Source organism: Streptomyces sp. NPDC017991 (genome assembly GCF_044328075.1).
In the GTDB taxonomy this organism is placed as follows: Bacteria; Actinomycetota; Actinomycetes; order Streptomycetales; family Streptomycetaceae; genus Streptomyces.
In genome coordinates this window covers 264,862-288,193 of sequence record NZ_JBIRGP010000014.1, presented here as the reverse complement: position 1 = coordinate 288,193, position 23,332 = coordinate 264,862, and the positions used below count along the sequence as shown (strand labels likewise).

Below are 23,332 nucleotides of genomic sequence, written 5' to 3'. Positions count from 1 at the left end.
GCAAAGCTCCTTACGAGGGTCAGGACAGGCGGGCGGCCGCCGAGTGTGCCAGCGAGGTCAGGGCCGAGGCGGCAGGCGCGGGTACGTCCAGCTCGGCCAGCGCGCCGAGGGCCTCCTCCACGCGAGCGGTGATCATGTCCTCGACGCGGTCGGGTGCCTTCAGCCGGCGCATCACCTCCCGTACCGCGTGCAGACCGTCCCCGTCCGGGTCGCGTCGGCCCAGGAGTGCGCGCAGCCGCTCCCGGTCGTCGTCCCCGGCGAGGCGCCAGGTCTCCGCCAGCAGGGCCGTGGGGCGCCTGCCGCGTACGTCGTCGGCGTTGGCCTTGCCGGTCCGGTCCGGGTCCCCGAACAGGCCCAGCAGGTCGTCCCGCAGCTGGAACGCCTCGCCCAGCGGCAGCCCGTACGCGGAGTAGCCCTCACGCAGCCGCTCGCCCGCCCCGGCCAGGGCGCCGCCGATCAACAGGGGGTGCTCGACGGTGTACTTGGCGGTCTTGTAGCGGATCACCTTCAGCGAAGCCGTGATGTCCGGCTCGTCCCCGGTACGCAGAATCTCCAGGCACTCGCCCGCGATCAGTTCACGGGCCAGCACCGACCACAACGGGCGGGCCCGCGCCAGATAGGCCGCGGGCAGCCCACTGGTGGCGAACAGCTGCCCGGCCAGCCCCATCAGCAGATCCCCCACCAGCAGCGCGAGCGACCTGGCGGCGGCGACGGCACGCGGGCGACGGCGTACGGCACCGCGCAGAGCGATGTGGGCGGTGGGCCGCCCGTGCCGTAACGCGCTGTCGTCGATGAGGTCGTCGTGCACGACCGCGGCGGCGTGCACCAGCTCCATGGACGCCGCCGCCCTCACCAGCGCGTCGCTGTCCGGCTGTCCCACCGCGCGCCAGCCCCAGTAACAGAAGGCCGCCCGCAGCCGTTTGCCGTCCGCGACCGCGGCCTCCACCTGCGTGGCCACCGGCCCCAGCGCCGGATCGATCGCCGCCAACTGCCCGGCCTCATGGGCGACGAACGCGTGCAGCACCTCGTCGACGCGGGTCTTGAACGCGGCCGGATCCGATCGCTCAGACGCCATCGGCGGCCTGTCGGGCCAGGGCACGCCGGGCGAGGATCTCCAGGTGGGCCGGGGGCACGGCCGCGTACCGGTCCAGCACCAGGCGCCCGCGCGCCAGCAGATCGTGCTCGGCCTCCGCCGCCAGTTCCGCTGCGTCCGAGCGGCGCAGCAGCCCCCGCATCGTCCCCAGGGCCGAACCCACCGTGCTCACCGTCAGTTCGGCCAGTCCGGCCACCAGCAGGACGGCCCGCTCGTCCAGGCCTCCGCGTCGTCCCGTCGCTCGCGTCACGCCACTCCCCACCCACCGCACATCCGGACGGCGCCGGTCGCACGCCGTTCCTCCCAGCATCACGACATACCGGCCACAGGAGGGAAGGAACTCACCATCGAGTGATCACCTCGCTCGACCGTACGGATCACGGTCGACCCCGGCCCGCAACGGAGCACGCCGCGCCTCGACCAGACCTGGGATCGGTAGGAGCCTGTGCGCTGGGAGTGTCGCCGGATGGATGTGCAGGAGATGCTCGGACTGTGGTGGACGGTCCCCGCGGGGGCGGCGCTGGTCGGGTACGTGTGCTCGCTCGCCGGGCTGACGCGGCCTCAGCGCGCGGTGTGGGTGACGGCGAGAGTCGTGGAGGTGCACCGGCCGGGCCACGGTGACTCCAAGAGGCCCGGCATCCCGGTGACCGTCGCCTTCCACGACCCGTCCACCGGACGGGAGTTCAGGATGCGGCACGCGGGAAGCAACGGACACGTCGTGGCAGCGGCCTGGGTGGGCCAGGAGTTCCCGGTGCGCTATCCGCGCCGTCGCCCGGAGCGGTTCCACCTCATGCTGGACGCGAAGGGCGAGGAGCGGGGGCTGGGCGGCCCGAATTGCATGCTCCTCCTGCTGCTTGTGGGACTGGTCGTGCACGCGTTCGTCGTGTGGGGCCGGCCGCACGGGCTCATGTGTCTCGGAGGACTGCTGCTCGTCGTCGGCGCGCTCAGCCGGGACCGGCAGCACGCGCGCGCCCGCGCCGCTCTGCTGGACGGATCGGTCGCCGTTCCGGGCCACGTGGTGGCCGTGACCAAGGACGTCCACACGGACGGAGAGGGCGGCGAGATCGTCAATCACGCTCCCGTCGTCGCCTTCACCACCCGTGAGGGAATCCATGTCACCGCGCTGTGCCGTGAGGGCATCGCGCGGCCCGGTCTGTCCCTCGGCCGCGACCTCACGATCCACTACGCGCCCGCCGACCCGGCCGTCCTCACCCCCGACCTCGACCACGACCGCCGCGAGCGGGCCGCGGCGGTCAGGTTCATCGTCTACCTGCTGCTCGCCGGGATCGCGTCGGTCACCCTGGGCGTGGCGCTTCTCCACGACCTCCTGCCCATCACCTGACGACGGGGGGCCTCCCGGCCGTCACCTGACGATGCAGGTGACGGCAGCCCACAACAGGGGCGCGTGCTCGATGCGGCCGCCGGTGCGCCAGCGGTCCAGTTGCTCTCGTTGCCAGACTCCGAGGCGCCGCACGGGATCGGGGTGCTCATGGGCGGCGTCGACGGCGATGACGAGGTCCGTGAGCGGACGAACCGACTCCGGCAGGCCGGCCAGCCGGTGGAAGGCGAAGCTGGTCGGCAGCACCCAGCGGGTGGCGGTTACCAGCCGGGCCCCGTTGTGGATCATCGCGGACGCCAGGCCGAACGACTCGGCGAAGCGGAGATCGCCGCCGCTCTCGCAGGCGATCAGCGCGACGCGCTCCGGCGCGGGCCACAACTCCGCTCCCGGTACGCCGTCCGCCCGCAGCGGGAGCGTACCCAGCAGGAGGTCCTTGGCCGACAACGGCCGGTGGGTGCGGACCGGTTCGGTCAGTCCGGTGGTCCGCGGGCCGCAGCAGAGGTGGAGGGTGACGTCCTCGCTCCGGCCGCCCTCCACCGGTGCACCGCTCACGTGACCGACGTACAGCAGCCGTCGGGGGCCCTCGCGGAGAACCTCGCTCAGCCAGTCGCGGTCCAGGTCCGTGCGGCGCAACGCCTCGGCGGGCGTGGCGACCGGCGGCACGACCGCTCCCGTGTCGAGACGGCGCTGTACGAGCGACAGCAGCGCGGGGTCCGAGCCGGGCCGTCCCAGGACCGATCCGAGCGGGGAGTCGGCACGGAAACCGGGCACGCGGGGGTCGAGGACAAGGACGACGGCGTCCGAGGCCGTAGGGGCGTCCGAGTCCGCGTCCGGCGCCGCATCGGACTCCGGAGCCGAGGGCCGGCGGCTCACGGCGCCGGGCCGTCGTAGCGAGGCCGGCACCGAGATGGCGATGTCCGCGAGATCGATGAGTCGCACATCGCCTCCGAGTCGCACATCACCTCCGAGCCGGACATCGCTTTCGCCGCCGCCGTCCACGGCCAGGAGTTCCCACGGCACCTGGGCGACCCTGGGCGACGGCTGGAGCCGTATCAGCGGACGGCCCAGGCGCGCCGACACCCGGCGGATCTGGTCGGTCAGGCCCGGCGGCCACAACGCCTCGGCCAGCAGGCGCGCGAGGCGGCGCTCCGACTCGTACGAGGCCAGCGCCCCGGACTCGAACGCGTGCCGCATACCCTCAGCGCCCTCGCCCTCGCCCCCGTCCTCGCCTTCGATCCTGTCCGCACGCGCGCCCGGCAGCGCGGCGGCCAGCGCGCGGATCGCCTCGTCCACGTCGGCGGCGGGACCGCATCCGGTGCCGAACCCCTGGACCCCGCTGACCCACGTCCATGTCATATGGAGGTCTCCGGCGTCGGCCAGCCGGACCTGGACCACCGGCCGGTTCGGCTGCGTCAGCTCGTCGGCGACCAGAACGGCACCTCTTCCTCACTCACGATCCGCCGGTGATAGCGGAACTCGGCCGCCGCGATGTACTCCTGCAGCGCTGTACGGCCCGTCTCCGCCGCCATCCGCACCCTCGGCGGCGGCGCGACCCGCAGGCCGACGGAGGCGGCGGCCTCGGCCGCCACACCGCCCAGGGCCAACGGGGCGTCGTCGGCGGGCGCGTACGTCTTCATGGCGGCGTTGGGGAACGCCGGTGTCCCGCCGGGGTCAGGACCGGGGCTGGGGGCGGCGGACGACGGCGTACGGTCCGCAGGGCTCAGGACCAGCGACGCGCCCGCACAGCGGTGTTCCACCAGCTCGAAGATCAGGCCCTGGTCCTGGCGGCGCAGGGCGAGCCGGAACGCCAACTCCATGGCCTCGTCGGCGAGTTGCAGCCACTGGCTCCGTGCGTGGGCACTGGCGAAGTCGTAGCGCGCGGCCTCCAGCGCAAGTGCGGCGGGCAGGGCGAGGGAGAGCGCGTTGTCGACGGACCGCCGCTCGTGGTCTCCGTGGTCCGTGCGGTTCAGGTTGTCCTCAAGGGTCTTCGCGAGCATGAGGTCCACCTGGGCACAGCGCTCGTACAGGGCGCGCTCCTCGTATATGTCGCGGGCACCCTGGGCGAGGCGCTTCATCGCGTCGATGTCACCGCGTTCGTAGGCCTGCCGGGCACCGAGCAGCATGGTGTCGGCGGTGGCGATCATGGCGCCGAGCTGTTCGAAACGGGCCAGGCTCGATGCCGTCAGGGCCTGGCCCGCGTCGGCGTCGCCGCGGTGCTCGGCGAGGAAGGCACGAGCCTGTTCGCAGACCGCCAGATCCTCGGACCGGCCCTGCCGCTCGAAGATCGCGGACGCCTCGGCGTACAGCTGTTCCGCCCGGTCGAGGTCGCCGGCCCGCAGCGCGGCGTACGCCCGATGCGCGATCAGCTGCTGACGCCCGGAGTTGTCACCCAGAGTCAGATAGGCCTCGTCCGCGCGGGCGAAGTGGTCCTCGGCGGGTTCGGTCCGCCCGGTCGAGGCGCAGATGATCCCCAGGCAGTCCAGCAGCTGCGGCTCGATCGCGGGCGCGCTGGGCAGTAGCGCCGAGGCCAGTTCCTCGGCGGCGCCCCACTCACTGCGGTCCAGCAGCAGATGCACCCGGGCCAGGCCGAACTCGGCTGTGCGCAGCCCCTCGGGGTCGTCGAACTCGGGCAGCAGGGCGGCTGCTTCGTCCACCGTCGCCCATGCCGCGTCCAGATCTCCTGTCCTGCGGGACAGTTCGGCGTCGGCCTTGAGTGTCTTGAGCAGGACTTCCAGCCACAGCTGGCGGCCTCGCGGGCCCATCGGAACGGCCGCCAGACCACGCACCAGACCGAGTGCCCGCTCGATGGAGAGGCCCGCCCCGGGCAGATCCGTGGCCGTCAACCGCACCGCCGCGATGTTCGACAGCAGATGTCCGCGCAGCAGACGCACATCGGGGGAGTCCTCGAACGACTCGGCGACGGTGAGCAGTTCCGCGTAGACGGCCTGTGCGGCGGGGAGATCCGGGGTCAGCTGATGGTGTTCGGCGAGTTCGAAGCCGCTGTCGAAGGGCTCTCCGTACAGCGCCGGGGTTTGCTGCAGCCGCGGCTCGGAAGCGTCTCGCGGTGCGGTGTCCGCTTCGGTGTCCGGTTCGGTGTTCCGTTCGTCGTTCTGCACGGGTCAGAAATCCTCCCCTGCGTCGGCTGCGGCGACGATCTCGGCGAGGAACGGCGCGAGAGGCGGCTGCGTGTACGTGTCCTGCGGCGCGGGCAGGGCCGCGGCTGCCAGCCGGTGTCGCGCGAGGGTACGAACGCCGTCACGGTCGGCGCGGCCGTCGCCGCCGGAGCCCGGACCGGGATCCGGATCGAGATTCGGGTCGGGATCCGGGTCGAAGCCGGGCAACAGGACACCGACCTCGATACGCGTACGCGGCGGCAGCGAGGCCGGGACGTCTAGGTCCGCACGGCCCGCCCACACATCGCCGCGACGGGCGAGCGGCACACGAGTCGACGGTCCGCCTTCCACATCGACCTCCGCCGCGAGGCGCACGCCGCTGCCCGGTGCCGCGACATCGGCGACGACCCCGACCTCGATCATTCTCGCGGCGCCGACCGCGGAGACGGTCCAGGACACCGCGCCCTCGGCCGAGTCGACGAAACCTGGCGGGTAGCGGCGCCAGTCGTTCGTGCCCGAACCGCGGGCGATCACCCGCCCACCCGCGAAAAGCCGTTCCCCCGCCGCGAGGGCATGGCCTCCGGAGGCCGCGAACAGGCTGCCGAGGTCGGGCGGGGTCCGGAGCTCCCGCGGCCCGCGCCGGTCGTGTGGCGTACCCGCCTCCAGGGACGACCGGAGCCGGCGCGACGCGTCCCCCTCCAGCCCGGCGCAGTCCGCCGCGTCGTCGATCAGCCGTAGGACGTCGTCGAGTTGCCGCACCGGGCCCGACGCCGACTCCCTCGCTGCCTGCCACCACCGGACCAACGGGTCCAACGCGGCCTGATGCGCCTCCAGCAGTTCGGCCGGATCACCGTCGGACTGGTCCTCCGGATCGTCGAAGAGCTGCTGGCAGCGATGGGTGAGCGCGGCCAACTCCAGCCCGAGCAGGTCCGGTTCGAGCGCGGGAATGCCGTCCGTGGACGACGAGGGCCACCACCGGGCCGCCCAGTGCCCGAGGGCGAGCCGGGCGGCATGCCCCGCGAGCGCGGTCTCCGACTCCGGCGCCCTGATGTCGGCCGAGGCTCCCGGTGACTCCGCCGCGAGCGCGTGTACGGCGACAGCGGTGCGTTCGCCGTAGACCGCCCACAGCCATTGCTGGGCGCGGCCGGGGTCGTGGATCTCGGCAGAGGGAACGGCTGTTGTGCCGAGAACCGGCCAGGTCAGGACCGCGCCCGCGACATCCAGCACGGCTCGGGTGAAGGCGGGTCCCGCCACCGCGGGAACGGCGATCCGTACGGTGCCGTCCTCGGCCCGTGTGACGCGCATTCCGGTGCCGCCGCCCGTCCCCGGCATCACGCGCTCCTCGGCTCGGTCGCCCGCGCGGTACTCGTCGACAGGGCGCGCAGTGCCGTCCGGACCCTCGCGCGGTGGTCCATCATCACCGAGCGGGCGACCCCGTCGAGCACGGCCCAGGCCGACGCCGCGTCCGGCAGCGAGGCGTCACGGACATCGCGCCCGTGCAGCCGGACCCACAGTCGCCGCATGTACGCGACCCATGGGGTACGCAAGTCCTGGGCGAGCGCGCTCAGTTGCCCGCCGTCGGGGTCCGGACGGGAGGAGACGGTCATCCTGCGGGCCCGCAGAACCGAAGCCTCCCGCTGCCAACGGCTGTTGACGATGCGGTGCGCTGCCGTCCGACCGGGCCCGGCCGCCCCCTGGCTCGACGGATCGAGACCCAGCGGATCGAGGCCCACCGCGAGCCGGCCCCCGAGGACGACGGCGACCCGCAAGCTCTCGTCGGACAGGCCGAGCGGCGCGCAGCTGCGGCTCACCTCGCGCCGGACGAGTTCGGGCACCGTCGGCAGTTCCTCGCGGTGCGCCGATGCCTGGAGCACGGTGAAGAGCCGCTCGAAGAGCGTACGGTCGAACGGCGCCGGGAGCGTGGCGGTCGACGCACCGCGACCCACCCCGGGCCGGGGCGGCACGGGATGCGCGCTCAGCCCCAGGTGCGCGGGCAGGCCGGCCCGGCCCCAGACCCCCTCGGTGCGCGTCCACACGGCCTGCCCGAGCAGGCTCCCGTGTCCGGCTTCCAGCATGACGGCGAAGGCGGACGAACCCGCATCAGTGCCAGCATCAGTGCCAGCATCAGTGCCCGATCCGGGCGCGGCGCAGGCATCCAGCGCCTCGGCCGCAAGATGAAACGCTGTCGCGCCCGCGGCCGGGGCAGGTCTGCGGGCGTTCCATGCGCCGGCGAGCTCCGCGTCGAGCCGCGTACGCCGGTCGATGTCGTCCAGGTACTCCTTCAACGCCTCCACCGTGCGCCCGCCGCCCGCGTCCGCGATGTCTTCGACAACGGTCCGGGCCACCGCGTCCGCACCGGTGGAGGTGGAGGGAGTGCCGTGTTCGGTGGCCAGCTCGAAGCAGCGCTGGAAGTAGAGATCCTGAGGGTTGCCCGTCTTGATCCCCAGGGCTCGGCGCGTCTTCTTGAGCACCGTGAACCACTGCGCCGTAGCGCGCAGAAGCGCGCCCGATTCCCTTATCAGGGCGTCGAGTTGCGCGGTCTCTCGTGCGCCGAGGAAGTCGGCGGCGAGCTCGGGCCGCAGTGCGGGCCTGATGATCAGCGGCAGCACGATCAGCTTGACCGCTCGCGTCAGTGGCGCGCCGCCGGGGCCGCTCAGCGATTCCAGCCCGGGGCGCGCGCCGAGATCGCGCCACGCGCTGTCGATGACCATGGCGCGCGGACGGCGCTCGTCGGTCGGCGGCGACTGGCTCGGGGACGGCATGGCCCGAGATTACGTGGTGGGGGAACAAGCGGTCGAACCTGGGATCGGTAGGAGATCCCTCCTCCCTACTGTCCAGGTCAGGGCCAGGACGAGAAGGGAAGACACAGCATGGGAATCTTCGGGAAGCGCCGTAGGAGCCGCGAGGAGCGGGCCGCCGGGATCGCGGGGCAGGTGGCCGAGGGCAAGGGTTTCTACGGCCGTGCGACGCGGGCGTTCCTCGGCAGCGAGGACTTCGCCAAGGTGCAGCAGTCGATCGGTGCGTACAACTCGGGTGTGAACGTGCAGCAGTTGCTGGCCATGGGAGTGCCGACGACCCCCGCGGTCGTGGTGTCGATCGGTGACACCGGCAGGCTGGTCAACTTCGACCCGGTCGTGGACCTGGTCGTCCAGCCGTCCGGCCCGGCCACCGGCCAGTTCGCGCTCCGGACCGTCGTCTCCAAACTGCGTATACCGCGCACCGGCGACCAGGTGCTGCTGATCGCCGACCCCGCCCGACCGGGCGGCTACCTCTACGCCGGGGACGGCGTGACGCCGTGACACCGTGACGCCGCGACCTCGTCTCCGTACCCCCGGTGCGACCGCACACAGCAGTGGTCCCGGTGACAGGAGGAAGCCTCCCCTCACCGGGACCACCGCTGTGCGCGCTGTCGGCTACGGCTTCTCGTCGCCGTGGAGGGCGCTCACCTCCTCGGCGGTGAGTGCCCGGTCGACGGCGTGGACCTCGTCGACCGCGCCGTTCCAGAAGTCGACGTTCGAGCCGTCCCAGTGGGCCCGGCCGACGGTGAGCGGGCCGGTGCTCCCGAGGGCGGTGCCGCCGGTGGTCGTCGCCGCGAGCTTCCCGTCGAGGTACAGCCGGATCTCGTTGGTGGCCGCGTCCCGGACACCGACGAGGTGGTACCAGCGCCCCGTCTCCGCGGCGACGGCCGCCTGGGCGCGGCGTTCACCCGGGGTGCTGAAGGCGAAGTTGCCGTGTCCGTACTGCAGGTAGAACGAGTTGGCCGTGGCACGCGTGTCCTGGCTGACGGCCGTGCCGTAGTTGCCGGGGATCCCGTCGAGCCGGACCCAGGCGGACACCGAGTAGCTGCCACTGGTGTCGAGCACCGGCCCCGAGGTTTCCGCGTACTGCTTCTGGCCGTCGAACTTCAGGGCGCTGCCGTTGACACCGTCGGTCCAGGAAGCACCCTCGCGCAAGGTGAGGGGACTCTTGCCGGGTCCGGTGTCCTCGGCCGTGGTGCCGGTGCCCTCGTCGAGGGTCCAGTGCCCGCCCTTCAGCTTCTGCTTCGTGCCGGCCGCGGCACCGGCCGCGATCACCTTGAGATTGACCTTCCGCACCTCGGCGGCGTCCATCTTGATGTCGCGCCGGTCGTACGTGTACAGGCCGTTGAGCTCGTTCTCCAGGTCGGTGATCTGTGTGTAGACCGAGCCGGACAGTTCGGCGCCCGCCTGCTCGACGTAGAACTTCTCGGTGTTCTCGACGTACTTGCGGGTCAGCTCCGCCTTGGTGGTGACACCGCTGTAGATCACGGTCGGGGCGCCGGGCCACATGTGGCCGGGGGAGCGGAGGGTGAAGCCGCCGTGCTCGCCGTCCATGGCGGCCCGTTTGTCATCGGGGAAGGGTGGGTCGTCGTTGTTGTAGTCGTGGTGGTCGATGATGTCGCCCTTGCCCGAATCACCCTTGGAGTTGCAGCAGTTGACACCGCTGTGGGCGTTGACGACACGCGACGGGTCGGCGGCCTGGACGGCCTCGGTGATACGGCCCGTCTCCTCGCGGTTCCACTCGCCCCAGCCCTCGTTGAAGACGATCCAGCCGATCACGGCAGGCGAGTTGTGGTGCTGGTTCATCACCTCGCGGCCCTGGTCGACGAACGCCTTCTGACCTGTCTCGTTGGTGAGGTTCCCGGAGACGAAGTCCTGCCAGACGAGCAGGCCGAGCTTGTCGGCGTGGTAGAACCACCGCGCCGGTTCCACCTTGATGTGCTTGCGCACCGCGTTGAAGCCGAGCTTCTTGTGCGCCTCCAGGTCGAAGGCGAGGGCGTCGTCGCTGGGCGCGGTGTAGAGACCGTCGGGCCAGAAGCCCTGGTCGAGGGTGGCGAGGGAGAAGATCGGCTTGTCGTTGAGGACCAGCTTGTTGAAGCCGCCCACCTTCTCCACGGCGATCTTCCGCATGCCGAAGTAGCTGCGGACCTTGTCGCTCGTCCTGCCGTCGGTCAACGTCACGTCGAGGTCGTAGAGATACGGGTCGTCGGGGCTCCACAGATGCTGCTTCGCCACGGGCAGGGTGAGCTTCTTGCCGGCCGCCCCGCTGACCCTGCCGACGACCTTGCCGTGGACGTCACGGGCGACAGCCTGGACGCGGGCGGCGGAGGAGGCGCCCTCGGAGTCGACCGTCACCGCGAGGGTGCCGGTGTCGATGTCGGGCGTGGTGACGATGTTCTCGATCGCCGCGGGAGCCACGGGCTCCATCCACACGGTCTGCCAGATACCGGAGGTCTGCGTGTAGAAGATGCCGCCCGGGTTCGTGGACTGCTTGCCCATGGGCTGGTCCGCGCCACCGGTGTCGGTGACGGCGACCACGATCTCCTGCTTGCCGGTCCCCTTCAGCGCGTCGGTGATGTCGACGTCGAAGGCGGTGTAACCACCGGTGTGCTCGGCGACCTTCGTACCGTTGACATAGATCCGGGACTGGTAGTCGACGGCGCCGAAGTTGAGCTTGAGCCGGTTCGAGCGGCTGTCCTTGCCGACCTGCCAGCTCCGGGGCACATCGATGAGCCTCCGGTAGAACATGTGGTCCTCGTGCCGCTCAAGGCCGGACAGCTGCGACTCGACCGGGAACGGCACGGTGATCTTCTCACCGAGGTTCTTGCCGAAGACCGGCTGCTCACCCGCCTTGGCGGCGCTGAACTGCCACGGCCCGTTCAGGTTCTCCCACTTGGACCGCTTCTGCTGCGGACGCGGGTACTCGGGCAGCGGGTGCTTCTTGTCGACCTTGTCGCCCCACTTGGTGGTGAGACGGTGGGTGGAGGCGTTCTCCGCGTACCGGATGACCTTCGGTACGGCCTTGCCGCCGACCGTCAGACCGCCCGCACCGTCGTAGGAGACCCGGACCAGCTGGGCCTTCTGGATCGGCTCCGACAGATTGACGTGGAGGGAGGAGGAGTCCCCGGGGACGGACGTGACCGACTTGATCGGCATGGCGGTCGTGTCGGCCTCGACCTTCAGATGGTCCTTGACCGCCTGGAGGCTGCCCACCTTGCCCTCGAACCGGGCGCGCAGCCGCGTCCCGTTCCCGGCGACGGTGTACTCCACCGGGAAGACCTCGAAGTCGGCCGGCGGGGTGAACGCGGACATCGGCACGACCTGCTTGGCCAGCGTCGGCGTCGACCAGCGCAGATACATGTTGGCGCCGCCGGTGTCCTGGAACAGCTCCAGCCGGAACGAGTGCTTCTCGCCCGCGGTCAACTTGACCGCCTGGCTGGTCTGTTCCCGGTCCCAGTCGCCCACCCAGTGGTCGATGACGGGCTCGTCGTCGATCCAGAGGCGGAAGCCGTTGTCGCCGATGGCGTAGAAGGTGTAGTCACCCGTGGCCGGCGCCTCGATCTGGCCCGTCCAACGGGCGGTGGTGTGCTCCGTCTTGCCGGTCAGCTCCTTGAACGTGTCGGTGAGACCGGAGAAGTTGATCTGCGGGTCGAGCGTCGTACCACCGAGTTCGGCGAAGTCCCGGGCGCCGGGCGCCGACATGCTGAAGTACTCGCCCTTGAGGCCGTGTGTCACCACGGCGGCCTGGTCGGCGGCGGGTGCCGCCGAAACCACGCTCGTCGACTCCGAAGCCGCCGCGACGGGCAGCATTCCGCTCGGTGGCAGCACGAGGGCCGCCATGGCGAACAGCGCCAGCACTCTGACTCTGGCTCTGCTCCTGGTTCTGGGGCGGGTGCCGTGTCGTGTCATCGAACCTTTCCTCGCATTGAGGCCGCGACCGCGTCCGACTGCCGGGGCAGGGTTACGGGTGTTCGGGTAGCGGCCTTTCCAACGTTGGAAACCCTCTGCCTGCGGTATGACAACACGCTCTCAGGACGCTGTCCAGACCTCGTGCAGCACTCTGTTGCCCGGCGTCACGACGAGAAGGCGACACGGCGTCACGAAGTGGCCGGACAGGGCGAAACGGGTTGTGGAAGGGGGCGTTCGCCGCTCCGATCCTGATCGCGTCGGCTGTGGTGCTCCAGAGGCTCACGCCGGTCCGACGGCCGCGTCCCCTACCCTCGTCCTCGAAGGCGTCGGACGGCGCGGCCGTACACGTTCATGGCCATACACGTTCATGGGCGTACACGTTGAGGAGGCGATCGTGTTCACGAGGCGCATGCGTCTGCTCGCGGGCGGCCTGATCCTGGCCTGCCTGGTCCTCGTCGGCTCCAGCGGACCGATCGACGGTCCCTTCGCCAGTTCGCTGCGGGGCGAGGCCGCCGCGGACGTCGTACCGAACCGCGTCTTGACGTGGAACATCTGCAACCCCTGCGGGGAGAACAGTGCCGACCGGGCGGCGGAGATCGCCACGTACGCCCCGCAGGTCATCGGCATGCAGGAAGCGTGCGTGCGGGACGTCGAGCGGGTCCAGGACTATCTGGCGAGTCGTTACGGTCTGGTCTACCACGTCGAATACGGGACGGTCCTGCGGAAGTGGGGCCGTTGTGGGGGGCTGCCGTGGCGCCCGGGAGCCTACGGCCAGGCAGTCCTCTCGGCGGCGCCCATGACCGACCTCGTCCACAGGGAGTATCCGGACGGCGGATCCGAGGACCGCGGGTACATGGCGGTCACCACGACCGTGGCCGGCCAGCCCGTCCGGGTCTTCAACACCCACCTCGCGCAACGACGTCAAGAGGCGGTCCGCGCAGACCAGACCGGCGTACTCGCCGCGGAGATCGAACGCTACGACCGCGCGATCGTTCTCGGCGACTTCAACGCCGTGGCCGACGCCCCCGAACTCACCGCGATATGGAAGCTGGCCACGGACGTCGACCCTCGGTGCCGGCCCTCCTCGACCTACGGAGACTGCAAGCCGACCACCGACTGGCAGAGCAAGTTCGACTACATCTTCCTGCGAGGAATCAGCCCGCTCGGGCACCGTGTGCAGCCGACCCGGTACTCGGACCACCACATGCTGTACAGCGACCTGGACATGAGTACGGCACGGGACGGCCGCTGACATCGACCGCAACACGATGTACTCCAGCACGGCCAACGCCGCCCGTCGCCGGCCCGCCCCCGTCAAGACGCGAACGCATAACACGTCCTCTGCTGCCACGACCCACGCGTTGTGTTCAATGTATTGACACGTCCATTACAAAGGCTTTACGTTGCGCTCACCTGAGAGCGCTCTCAGGCACCCGTCCCTGAGACTTGAGGTGCCGCATGCCATCCCCCCACATCAGGCCGGCAGCCGGGTTGTTCCTGGCCTCGGCCCTTGTCGCCGTGGGCCTGGGCCCGGCCGCCGTACCAGCGGCAGCCGCCACCGTGCCCGTAGGCTCCGGCAGCTACTCCGACACCCGGCCCGCCGGTACGTCGGGCCCCACCACCAACACCGGAGCGCCGGTCACCCCCAAGCTGACCGCCGCCGCAAAGGACAGGCCCGTCCCCACCAACGACTGGTGGTCCTCCCTCGCCTTCCAGCGCTACGGCGACAACCCGTACTCGACCCCGATGTACGGACACCCCCTCACCTACCAGGCCGCGTCCGGCGGGCTCGACGTCGGCTACCCCACGAACCCCGCGATCGTCGGCGACGGCCGCCAGTACGAGTACGCCCACAAGCGCGACCTCACCATCGGGCTCACCGGCCTCAACTCGCCCGACACCAAGGCCGACGACTGGTCCGACTGGACGGTCACCCCCCAGTGGTCCGACGGCACCCGCACCCTGCGCACCACGATCGGCCACGGCTCCCCGTTCGTATACGCCAAGGGCACCGGCGGTAACGCCCAGATCACCACCGCCGGCCCGCCCACCGTCTTCGCCGACCAGGGCAACGTCCTCGGCATCACCGTCGCCGGACACCACTACGCCCTCTTCGCGCCGACCGGCGGCGACTGGAACGTGGCCGGATCCACCGTCACCGCGGGTCTCGGCTCCAAGGACTACTTCTCCGTCGCCGTACTGCCGTCCACCGACGCGCTGGCGACCTTCAAGAAGTACGCCTTCAGCTTCGTCACCGACTCCAAGGCGACCTGGAGCTACACCGGCGGCACCGTCAAAGCCACCTACACGCTCACCACCGAGGCGAAGGAGGGCACCGAGCGCGGCACGCTCCAGGCCCTCTACCGCCATCAGTGGCTGAACACCACGGACGCCCTGACCTCGTACACCTATGTCTCGCCGCGCGGGACCATGAAGGTCCGTGAGTCGGCCTCCTTCAGCACGAGCCAGAAGGCGTCGCCGGTGCTGCCCGGGCTGCCCAAGTCGAGCGGCGTGGACACGGCCGGACTGCGCGGTTACCTGGACGAGGTCGTGAACGCCGCCGACCCCTTCTCCGGGGCCTCCGACACCTACTGGACCGGCAAGGCCCTCGGCCGCCTCGCCCAACTCGTCCCGCTGGCCGACCAGATAGGCGAGACCGGCACCCGCGACAAGCTCCTCGGGCTGATGAAGGGCAAGCTGCAGGACTGGTTCACGGCCGGCGGCGCGAACGAGTTCAGCTACGACAAGGACTGGAAGACGCTCACCGGCTACCCCGCCTCCTACGGCAGCGACACCGAGCTGAACGACCACCACTTCCACTACAGCTACTACGTCTACGCGGCGGCGATCGTCGCCCAGTACGACCAGGGATGGGCCGCCGACTCCGCCTGGGGCGGCATGGTCAAGGCCCTCGTACGGGACGCCGCCAACCCCAGCCGCACCGACACCACCTTCCCCTTCCTGCGCGGCTTCGACGTCTACGCGGGCCACAGCTGGGCCTCGGGACACCAGGGCTTCGCCGCCGGCAACAACCAGGAGTCGTCCTCCGAGTCCACCAACCTCAGCGCGGCCCTCGTCCTGTGGGGCTCCGCGACCGGCGACACCTCGCTGCGTGACCTCGGTACCTTCCTGCTGACCACCGAGTCGGAGTCGATCGCCCAGTACTGGTTCGACGCCGACGAGCAGGTCTTCCCGTCCTCGTTCACCAAGGACACGGCGGGCATGGTCTGGGGGAGCGGCGCCGCCTACGCGACCTGGTGGACCGCCAACCCCGAGGAGATCCACGGCATCAACGTCCTTCCCGTGACCGGTGGTTCGCTCCACCTCGGCGGTGAGAAGGCCGCGATCCGGCGCAACATCGCCGAGATGGAACGGGAGAACGGCGGCCCGGCCGTCGAATGGCGGGACATCCTCTGGGAGTTCCAGTCCCTCGCCGACCCGGGCGCGGCCAAGGCCAAGTGGGACGCGGGCAACGCCGGCTACACCCCGGAACAGGGGGAGTCGAAGGCGCACACCTACCACTGGATAAACACCCTCGACACCATCGGCGCCCCGGACGCCACCGTGACCGGAGACATCCCCACCTCCGCCGTCTTCACCAAGGGCACGACCCGGACGTACGCCGCCCACAACTACGGTTCGTCGGCCCGGACCGTCACCTTCTCCGACGGCAAGACCCTTTCCGTGCCGGCCCGTTCCACCGCGAGCGGCACCGGTACCGGGTCGGGGGATCCCGACCCCGACCCGGACCCGCCGACCGGCAACACCTTCCAGCTGCGTACCGGCGGGGCACTGACGACGGCGACCGGGGGCACGGCGGGCAGCGACACCATCGCCTCCGCCGGCGGCACCAATCACGACGGCACCCCGTACCAGCCTCTCGTCTACGAGGTCCGTGGCGTCGACGGCACACCCACCCCCGGCGCCCAGAGCGCGTTCCGGCTCCAGGTGGACGCGGAGAGCGGCGTCGGACTCGGCCAACAGGCCCGGATCAGCTACGACTTCACCGGCGACGGAGACTTCGAACGCACCGAGACGTACAACTACTTCGCGACCGACCCGGTCTCCGGTTGGGAGCAGTACACGCAGGCACGCGGTCTCAAGGCGTCCACGGGCGCGGTGGGCGACCTGGACGGCGGCACCGTACGTCTCGAAGTGTGGAACGCCATCGGCAACGGCCCGTCGAAACTGCAGACGGGTACGGACAACTCGGTGCTGGTCATCCCCTACAGCTGAACCGGCGGAAAGACGGCGGCGGGCACTGGCGTGAGCCCTTGCCCGCCGCACCGGCGGATCAGCCCTCGACGGTGTTGTAGTTGACGATCCCCTCCACCAGGAGGGCGACCGCACCGACCAGCGGGCTGTCCGCCCCCTTTCTCACCACGTCGGGCAACCGGTGGGCCTCTTCCTCGGTGACTGCCACCGTGCCCCAGAACGCGTTGTAGGCCGCAGGATCCGCCGGTTTGTCGGTGGCCGCCCCGACCGTCACGACGCCGTCCGCTTCGACCAGGGCCAGCGCGCCCATCTGCCGCAGTGTGTCGGGATCCCGTTCCTCCGCGGCCACCACGCTCCAGCCCGCCACCTCCACCTGCTGCAACGCCGCGTAAAGACTGCCGACACTTCCCGGACCGGAGACAACGATGTCAGGGAGGACGAGGGCCACCGGTCCCCGCGTCATGGGCAGGGCGGACCGGATCGCGCCGTCGAGATCCGGTTCGAACGACTGGTCCTGGTGGACGAAGACGAGTTGCAGGGTGTCGGCGTAGCGCGTCAGATAGCTCACCGTGTCCAGCTTGTGCGTGCCGAACACGACGACCAGGCGCACGTGGAGTCCGCTCTTGGCCAGTTCGACAACGGCCTCCAGGCTGCGGTCCAGCACGGTGACCCCGGGAGCCAGACAGTGCAGTTCCTTCGAGTAGGGGGCTTTGAAGCGGGTGCCGAATCCGGCGCAGGGCAAGATGATCGAGACATCGGGGACGGGCGCGGACGGTCGATGCATTGAGCCGCTCTCAGGTTGTGTTGACGACAGGGAACCTTGCACGCGTCGGCGGGTACGGGCGGCCGGGGACCGACGTCGCGCCGTCGGCCTGAAAAGCACGCCGGCGATCACCGTAGCCATCGGGCCGGTCCCGCGCGAGAGGGCGTGGAGCGAGGAGGCCGTCCGCGTCGGTCACCACGCATCGTGCACGGCTGCCGCGCGTTCGCCGCCGGCCGAGGCACCGCCTTCGGCCGAAGCGTTACCGTCGGCCGACGCACCACCGTCGACCGGTACCGCTCGAAACCCGTGTGGCCACGAGCGCGCATGGGCAGGCATGGGCCGAAACGCGTGGCAGGCCGGAACGGAAGAGGGCGCACGATGCGGGTGTTGTTGTCCACGTACGGGACGCGCGGCGATGTCGAACCGCTGGTGGCCCTCGCGGTGCGGTTGCAGGCGCTCGGCGTGGAGGTACGGATGTGCGCCCCGCCGGACGAGGAGTTCGCGCAGCGGCTGGCGGGTGTGGGCGTGCGACTGGTTCCGGTCGGGCCGCCGGTACGGGCCATGATGCGCGGGGCGACTCTGCCCTCGGCGGCGGAACTGGCCAGGTATCGGACCGAGTTGGTCGATGCACAGTTCGACGTCCTTCCCGCTGCGGTCGAGGGATGCGACGCGCTGGTGGTGGCCGGCCTGGCGCAGATCGCCGCGCGGTCCGTGGCCGAGGCCGCGGGCATCCGCTACGTGTACGCGAGCTACGCGGCGGTCAACCTGCCGTCGCCGCACCATGCGCCGCCGCCCCGGCCGGGCTGGCCGGAGCCGGAGGCCGGCGACAACCGGACCCGGTGGGAGCTGGACGCCCGCCATGTGAACGCGCAGTTCGCCGAGACGCTCAACGGCCACCGGGCGACGCTCGGTCTGCCACCCGTGGACAACGTCCGCGACCACGTCTGCTCCGACCAGCCGTGGCTGGCGGCGGATCCGGTCCTGGGACGGTGGCCGGAGACCCCTGGCCTCGACGTCATACAGACGGGCGCGTGGGGCCTGCCCGACGAACGCCCGCTCCCCGCCGAGCTGTCGACGTTCCTGGACGCCGGCGCGCCGCCCGTCTACGTCGGCTTCGGCAGCATGCGCCCGGCGCCGGACATCGCTCGCAGGGCCGTCGCGGAACTTCGTGCACAGGGTCAGCGCGTACTCGTCTCTTGCGGCTGGGCGGACCTGGACGTGGCCGACGACCGGGACGACTGCTTCACCATCGGCGAGGTCAGCCACCAGAGTCTGTTCGCCAGGGTGGCCGCGGTGGTGCACCACGGTGGCGCCGGTACGACGCTGACGGCGGCCCGGGCGGGCGTGCCGCAGGTGGTGGTACCTCTTCAGCTGGCGGACAACCCGTACTGGGCGAGCCGGGTGGCGGCCCTGGACATCGGTGCGGCCCTCGACGGCCCGACGCTCACCGACGACGCACTCACCCTCGCGTTCAAGACGGCCCTGGCACCCGGGACCCGGGCGCGTGCAGCGGCTCTGGGCTCCAGGATCCACACCGACGGGGCGGAGGTGGCCGCGAGATTGTTGGTCGACGCCCTCTCGTGAGCGAAGCCGATCCGGCCGAGTCCGATGCGGCCGAGTCCGATCCGTCCGAGGCCGTGACACATGCTGGGCATATGTCGGCTGCTAGCGTTCTGGCGCATGGAAGAGAGCGTGTACGTGGGCAACGCCGGCAAGGACGCGGCCCTGGACCGGGGCTGGCTGCTCGGACACTTCAAGGAGCACGGCGATCCTCGCCACAGCGAGGCCCTGGAGGTCAAGTGGGGCGTACACCCCCGTGGCGAGGAGCGGGCGCAGTGGGTGAAGGGCGAGGTGCGGACAGCTCTCCTGGTGCTCATCACGGGCCGCTTCCGTATGGAGTTCCCCGGTCGTAGCGTGCTGCTGGAAGAGCAGGGTGACTATGTCGTGTGGGGCCGGGGAGTGGACCACTCCTGGGTCGCGGAGGACGAGTCCGTGGTCCTGACCGTGCGGTGGCCCTCTGTGCCCGGATACGCCGTACCGCACGGGGAAGAGCGAACGGGATCGCAGAGCTAGCAAACTCTGCCGAGTGTTCCCGACTACGTGACGGGCGCCCCCCAAGGCTGCCCCCGGTTCTGCCCCCGCGGACGTCCCAACTACAGCGCCGACCGGATATGAGGGGAGAACCCACGTCCAACAACGGGGAAAATATGCGTATCCAGAAAGAGAACAACAAGGGCGCGGACAGCGCCGGCAGGCGTCCCGCGTCCCGGCCACCCACAGCCCCGCACCCGCTGAGCGCTCTCCAGCAGACAGCCGGCAACGCCGCGGTGACCCACGCGATCCAGCGGGCACGGAACGAACAGAGCCCCGAAGGGCAGCAGAGCGTGCCCCCGGAGCGCGACGCCGACGGCCGGCAGACCGGGACCACAGAGCGCGAGCCCGAAGGGACCCCGCAGATCCAGCGGCGGCCATCGGTGCGCGACGCCGTCGGTTCCCCCGGCCGCCCCCTGGAGCCCCGCGTCCTGCAGCGGGCCGAGCGGGCCTACAACATGGACTTCGGCCATGTACGCGTACACGACGATCCGGTCGCCCAGCGCTCGGCCGAGGACCTCGGAGCCCTCGCCTACACCACCGGCTCCCACATCGTGCTCGGCGGGAACCGCGTCAACGACGAGGTGATGTACGAAGAGGTCGACCACGTGCGCCAGCAAGCACTGGGGTCCGTCCCCGGTACCCCCAACGGCAAGGGCGAGAAGGTCTCTCGTCCGGACGACGCGTTCGAGCGGAGCGCGGGCTCCAACGGCCGGAAACTGGCCCAGGGTTCGGCCCCCGACCTCTCGCTGCCCGGGACGGCCTTGTCCGCCTTACCCGCCCTACCCGGCGGGGAGGCGCAGCGCAGTGTGGACGCAGACGTCCCCGTCCAGCGGGCGGACCGCCCCGGTCCCGCGACCACGGCCGAGACTCCGGCCGTTACCGAGCCGTCGACCACGGCCGAGCCGTCGAGCACGGCCACGCTCCCGGCCATCGGCCGACTGGCGCGGCTGCTCGTCGGCGGCGAGCAGGAGGTCAGGAACAAGGAAGTACGGGCTGTCATCCACAAGCGGGTGCGAAGCGGCCCGAGTTTCACGGACGAAGAGCTTCAGACGATCAAGGCAGTGGAGTCCGAGGACCCCAAGTGGCTGAAGACCGTCGGCCTCTGCACCAGCTCCGAAGCCGAGGCCTACCTCAAGGCGGGCAAGTTCCACGACTGGCTGGAGCAGCCGGAGGGCAAACGCCTGCTCGTGGCCACCCTGCGGTGGCGGCAGGAGTCCGAGAACCGAGCCGAGGGGGAGCCGGCGGTCGAACCCAGCCGATCGGACTACCAGCTCGGCCGCCACATGGCCATGCACGCCGACGAAACCCCGCAGCCCGAGAAGGACCGGCTCACGGAGGAGCGCAACGAGCAGATCTTCCAGACCTTCGTCGACACCATGCTCCCGCCCGGCATCAGCGACAAGGTCCCGGACGCCGCCAAGCACGAGGCGCGGGTCGCGCGCGGCACCGAACTGCTGACCAAGATCTTCCTGATCCTGAAGGAGGGGCTGAAGGTCTTCAACCCGGAGGCCGGCGTCCACGAGGACTTCAAGGACGACGTCGCCCACGCACTGGCCTACGGCGGGCGCGTCAACATCCGCATTCCGCAACTGGCCGACGGCCAGCACGGATACGAGCTGCCCCAGTGGCTCCACATCACCAAGGAGGACCGTAAGTTCTGGGAGCCCAAATCGACGCCCGAGAAGCCGGTGTACCGGCGCGGGTTCGGCACACATCACATGGAGATCGGCGAGAACCAGCAGGACGGAACGCGGGGCACGTTCGTGGAGAAGGGTGAGATCGGCGCCACCGTGCGGAACTGGCTGGATCCCCACAGCCATCTCTACGGTCTGCCCCTGGCCCTCAGGGGCATGGGGAACAAGGACTTCCACGGCGACACCATTCTTCCGAACGAGTCGTACGGACACGCGTTCATGGGCTACAAACCCCCGACGGACAAGCGTGACGGGGCGTTGCAGGTCGGCATCGAGACCGCCGGGCCGGGAGGCAGGACCCCCGACGGCTACCAGCACGGCCTGACGAGCAGTGAGAAGAACAGCAACCCCGTGAGCCAGGTGGGTGGCCACAAGGACGACAAGCTCGGCGCCAAGGCCCCCCTCGGTTCGAGTCAACGCCATGTCGACCTGCGGGAGTTCGGCGACTGGGTGCAGAAGCTGAAGGACCTGGAGAAGGACTGGAAGGCCGGCCTGGAGGCAGCGGAGACGCACGAGGAACGGGCGGCCCTGTACCGGGACCTGATCGGCAAACGGGGCAAGTCCACTTCCTGACCGGCGGAGGGTCGCCGGTGCGGCGGGCGGTGCCGAGCGCCTGCCGCAGGCACGGCCCACTCACACCTGCCCTCCGACATGTGGACCACTGCCACGTCCCCCTGGGGGCATGTCCCCTGGCGTGCCCGTCTCATCTGTTCACGTCATGTTCGCGACGCAACCATCGGCCGTTCCCGCGTGTCTCACAGGCGACTGTCACCCGTGCGCGGCCTCCGAGGCCGCGGGCTGCTAGGAGGACTTGTGGGCATCCGTGGACCGGCCGTATCGACCGCAGTGGTCGCCGCCCTGATCGGCACCTTCAGCGTGCAGGCCGTCGCAGGCACCGCGTCCGCCGCGGGCCGCGCCGTCACCGTGCGAGAGGACTTCGACGGCGACGGCTACCAGGACGTCGCCGTCGCCGCTCCTGCCGCCACGGTGGGCGGCCACGCCTGGGCCGGCTACCTCACGATCACCTACGGCTCGGCGAACGGCCTCGACACGGCCCGCACCACCGTCATCACCCAGGACACCCCGGGAGTGCCGGGCGTCTCCGGCGACAACGGGGTCTTCGGCTACGCGCTGGTCCCCCGCGACCTGGACGGCGACGGCCTGACCGACCTGGCCGTGACGACCCGCGAGTACCAGCCGGAAGGCAACATCAGCGGATCTGTGATCGTCCTGTGGGGCCGAAAGACAGGCATATCCGGCCAGGATGCCGTCCGCATCGCCGGCGCACCGGCGAACGCCGACGTCGGCGGCGACATCACCGCGGGCGACTTCGACGCGGACGGTCACACGGACCTGTTCATGGGCAACGGCGACGAGTACGACTACCGCGACGTGCTCCACGGCCCGTTCGACCGCACCGGCGCCGCCGCCCGCGAGCAGCGGATGATGGTGTTCAGCACGGACAACACGATCTCCTCCACCGCGGCCGGAGACTTCAACGGCGACGGCATCGAGGACCTCGCGACCTTCTACGTCTACGAGAACCACGCCGAGGGCGGCAAGCTGTGGCTCGGAACGAAGGACGGCCTGTCCACCGTCCCGCAGCGGCTGTCCTCCGCCAGTGCCACCGCCGTCGCCGACTTCGACCAGGACGGTTATGACGACCTCGCCACCCGCGTCTTCCCGGGCGGCGACACGGAGATGGTCGACGACCCGGGTACCGTCAAGATCTATTACGGCTCGGCCGCGGGCCCCAGCCAGACCCGTACGCGGACCATCACGCAGCAGACCGCGGGCGTGCCCGGTGTGAGTGAGAAGAACGACGCCTTCGGCGCGCGCCTGAGCGCGGGCGACGTGAACGGCGACGGATACCCCGACCTGGCCGTGGGGGTCCCCGGCGAAGCGATCGGCTCGGTGGCAAAGGCCGGTTCCGTGGTGCTCCTCAAGGGCGGCGCGGGCGGTCTCACCGGCACGGGCGCGCAGGCGTTCCACCAGGACACCGCGAGCGTGCCGGGGGTCGCGGAGAAGAACGATGTGTTCGGCGGCTCGGTACGGCTGCTCGATGTGACCGGGGACGGGAAGGCGGACCTGACGGCGGGCGCGCCGGGGGAGGACCTCGGCACGGTCAGGAACGGCGGCGCGGTGTGGCTGCTGCGTGGCACGGCAGCCGGCCTGACGGCTTCGAAGTCGTCCGCGCACAACCCCGTGGACTTCGGGGGGCCGTCAGCGCAGGCCGAGTACGGCGAGAACCTCAGCGGCGACAACGGTCCGGGCATACAGATCCCCTGACCACCGCTTCCACAAGCACGAGCAC

The 23,332-nt window shown here is 70.6% G+C and carries 16 protein-coding genes; 8 read left to right on the top strand and 8 right to left on the bottom strand.

From position 1 onward, the window contains the following. Positions 1-19 precede the first annotated feature (19 nt). Positions 20-1,075: a polyprenyl synthetase family protein gene (locus tag ACH4DZ_RS35305; protein ID WP_398292184.1), complete on the bottom strand. Its 1,056-nt coding sequence runs from the start codon at positions 1,073-1,075 to the stop codon at positions 20-22. After that, the gene (locus tag ACH4DZ_RS35300; protein ID WP_398292182.1) at positions 1,065-1,343 is read right to left on the bottom strand and encodes a polyprenyl synthetase; all 279 of its coding nucleotides are present in this window, start codon (positions 1,341-1,343) and stop codon (positions 1,065-1,067) included. Before ACH4DZ_RS35300 ends, ACH4DZ_RS35305 begins: the two co-directional genes overlap by 11 nt. 216 nt (positions 1,344-1,559) lie before the next feature. Here ACH4DZ_RS35300 and ACH4DZ_RS35295 point away from each other — a divergent pair, with 216 nt between their 5' ends. After that, on the top strand, positions 1,560-2,435 hold the full coding sequence (locus ACH4DZ_RS35295; protein WP_398292180.1) for a DUF3592 domain-containing protein: 876 nt from the start codon (positions 1,560-1,562) through the stop codon (positions 2,433-2,435). Positions 2,436-2,456: 21 nt separating this feature from the next. On the opposite strand, the gene ACH4DZ_RS35290 is transcribed toward ACH4DZ_RS35295, so the two are convergent. The 4 genes from ACH4DZ_RS35290 to ACH4DZ_RS35275 are packed head-to-tail and all read right to left on the bottom strand — an operon-like array spanning position 2,457 to position 8,307. Further along, complete coding sequence (locus ACH4DZ_RS35290; protein ID WP_398292178.1) at positions 2,457-3,788, bottom strand: CHAT domain-containing protein; 1,332 nt, start codon at positions 3,786-3,788, stop codon at positions 2,457-2,459. Positions 3,789-3,844: 56 nt separating this feature from the next. Next, positions 3,845-5,548 (bottom strand): hypothetical protein, encoded by a 1,704-nt coding sequence (locus ACH4DZ_RS35285; protein ID WP_398292176.1) that lies wholly within the window; start codon positions 5,546-5,548, stop codon positions 3,845-3,847. A gap of 3 nt (positions 5,549-5,551) precedes the next feature. Continuing rightward, positions 5,552-6,877 (bottom strand): hypothetical protein, encoded by a 1,326-nt coding sequence (locus ACH4DZ_RS35280; RefSeq protein WP_398292174.1) that lies wholly within the window; start codon positions 6,875-6,877, stop codon positions 5,552-5,554. After that, positions 6,877-8,307 carry a hypothetical protein gene (locus tag ACH4DZ_RS35275; protein WP_398292171.1) on the bottom strand — a complete coding sequence of 477 codons (1,431 nt, stop codon included), beginning with the start codon at positions 8,305-8,307 and terminating at the stop codon, positions 6,877-6,879. Before ACH4DZ_RS35275 ends, ACH4DZ_RS35280 begins: the two co-directional genes overlap by 1 nt. 108 nt (positions 8,308-8,415) lie before the next feature. Here ACH4DZ_RS35275 and ACH4DZ_RS35270 point away from each other — a divergent pair, with 108 nt between their 5' ends. Continuing rightward, on the top strand, positions 8,416-8,844 hold the full coding sequence (locus ACH4DZ_RS35270; protein ID WP_398292169.1) for a hypothetical protein: 429 nt from the start codon (positions 8,416-8,418) through the stop codon (positions 8,842-8,844). 114 nt (positions 8,845-8,958) lie between these two features. On the opposite strand, the gene ACH4DZ_RS35265 is transcribed toward ACH4DZ_RS35270, so the two are convergent. Further along, entirely contained in the window at positions 8,959-12,252 is a 3,294-nt protein-coding gene (locus tag ACH4DZ_RS35265) for a LamG-like jellyroll fold domain-containing protein (protein ID WP_398292167.1), read from the bottom strand. 367 nt (positions 12,253-12,619) lie between these two features. Here ACH4DZ_RS35265 and ACH4DZ_RS35260 point away from each other — a divergent pair, with 367 nt between their 5' ends. Continuing rightward, positions 12,620-13,504, top strand: a complete 885-nt coding sequence (locus tag ACH4DZ_RS35260; RefSeq protein WP_398292165.1) for an endonuclease/exonuclease/phosphatase family protein — start codon at positions 12,620-12,622, stop codon at positions 13,502-13,504. A 206-nt stretch (positions 13,505-13,710) separates the two neighbouring features. Further along, the gene (locus ACH4DZ_RS35255) at positions 13,711-16,488 is read left to right on the top strand and encodes a glycosyl hydrolase (RefSeq protein ID WP_398292163.1); all 2,778 of its coding nucleotides are present in this window, start codon (positions 13,711-13,713) and stop codon (positions 16,486-16,488) included. Positions 16,489-16,546: 58 nt separating this feature from the next. On the opposite strand, the gene ACH4DZ_RS35250 is transcribed toward ACH4DZ_RS35255, so the two are convergent. After that, positions 16,547-17,251 carry a hypothetical protein gene (locus ACH4DZ_RS35250; protein WP_398292162.1) on the bottom strand — a complete coding sequence of 235 codons (705 nt, stop codon included), beginning with the start codon at positions 17,249-17,251 and terminating at the stop codon, positions 16,547-16,549. Positions 17,252-17,608: 357 nt separating this feature from the next. Here ACH4DZ_RS35250 and ACH4DZ_RS35245 point away from each other — a divergent pair, with 357 nt between their 5' ends. From ACH4DZ_RS35245 to ACH4DZ_RS35230, 4 genes are all read left to right on the top strand, one after another. Next, positions 17,609-18,814 (top strand): glycosyltransferase, encoded by a 1,206-nt coding sequence (locus tag ACH4DZ_RS35245; RefSeq protein ID WP_398292160.1) that lies wholly within the window; start codon positions 17,609-17,611, stop codon positions 18,812-18,814. Between the two features lie 96 nt (positions 18,815-18,910). Beyond that, on the top strand, positions 18,911-19,303 hold the full coding sequence (locus ACH4DZ_RS35240) for a signal peptidase I (RefSeq protein ID WP_398292158.1): 393 nt from the start codon (positions 18,911-18,913) through the stop codon (positions 19,301-19,303). 134 nt (positions 19,304-19,437) lie between these two features. Continuing rightward, positions 19,438-21,591: a DUF4157 domain-containing protein gene (locus ACH4DZ_RS35235; RefSeq protein ID WP_398292156.1), complete on the top strand. Its 2,154-nt coding sequence runs from the start codon at positions 19,438-19,440 to the stop codon at positions 21,589-21,591. A 240-nt stretch (positions 21,592-21,831) separates the two neighbouring features. Beyond that, positions 21,832-23,307: an FG-GAP and VCBS repeat-containing protein gene (locus tag ACH4DZ_RS35230; protein WP_398292154.1), complete on the top strand. Its 1,476-nt coding sequence runs from the start codon at positions 21,832-21,834 to the stop codon at positions 23,305-23,307. Positions 23,308-23,332: the final 25 nt, after the last annotated feature.

Coding starts and splice junctions, on each gene's coding strand:
- ACH4DZ_RS35265 (WP_398292167.1), bottom strand. CDS start 12,252: ATGACACGACACGGCACCCGCCCCAGAACCAGGAGCAGAGCCAGAGTC.
- ACH4DZ_RS35255 (WP_398292163.1), top strand. CDS start 13,711: ATGCCATCCCCCCACATCAGGCCGGCAGCCGGGTTGTTCCTGGCCTCG.
- ACH4DZ_RS35235 (WP_398292156.1), top strand. CDS start 19,438: ATGCGTATCCAGAAAGAGAACAACAAGGGCGCGGACAGCGCCGGCAGG.
- ACH4DZ_RS35275 (WP_398292171.1), bottom strand. CDS start 8,307: ATGCCGTCCCCGAGCCAGTCGCCGCCGACCGACGAGCGCCGTCCGCGC.
- ACH4DZ_RS35290 (WP_398292178.1), bottom strand. CDS start 3,788: ATGACATGGACGTGGGTCAGCGGGGTCCAGGGGTTCGGCACCGGATGC.
- ACH4DZ_RS35305 (WP_398292184.1), bottom strand. CDS start 1,075: ATGGCGTCTGAGCGATCGGATCCGGCCGCGTTCAAGACCCGCGTCGAC.
- ACH4DZ_RS35295 (WP_398292180.1), top strand. CDS start 1,560: ATGGATGTGCAGGAGATGCTCGGACTGTGGTGGACGGTCCCCGCGGGG.
- ACH4DZ_RS35260 (WP_398292165.1), top strand. CDS start 12,620: ATGGGCGTACACGTTGAGGAGGCGATCGTGTTCACGAGGCGCATGCGT.
- ACH4DZ_RS35280 (WP_398292174.1), bottom strand. CDS start 6,877: ATGCCGGGGACGGGCGGCGGCACCGGAATGCGCGTCACACGGGCCGAG.
- ACH4DZ_RS35245 (WP_398292160.1), top strand. CDS start 17,609: ATGCGGGTGTTGTTGTCCACGTACGGGACGCGCGGCGATGTCGAACCG.
- ACH4DZ_RS35250 (WP_398292162.1), bottom strand. CDS start 17,251: ATGCATCGACCGTCCGCGCCCGTCCCCGATGTCTCGATCATCTTGCCC.
- ACH4DZ_RS35270 (WP_398292169.1), top strand. CDS start 8,416: ATGGGAATCTTCGGGAAGCGCCGTAGGAGCCGCGAGGAGCGGGCCGCC.
- ACH4DZ_RS35240 (WP_398292158.1), top strand. CDS start 18,911: ATGGAAGAGAGCGTGTACGTGGGCAACGCCGGCAAGGACGCGGCCCTG.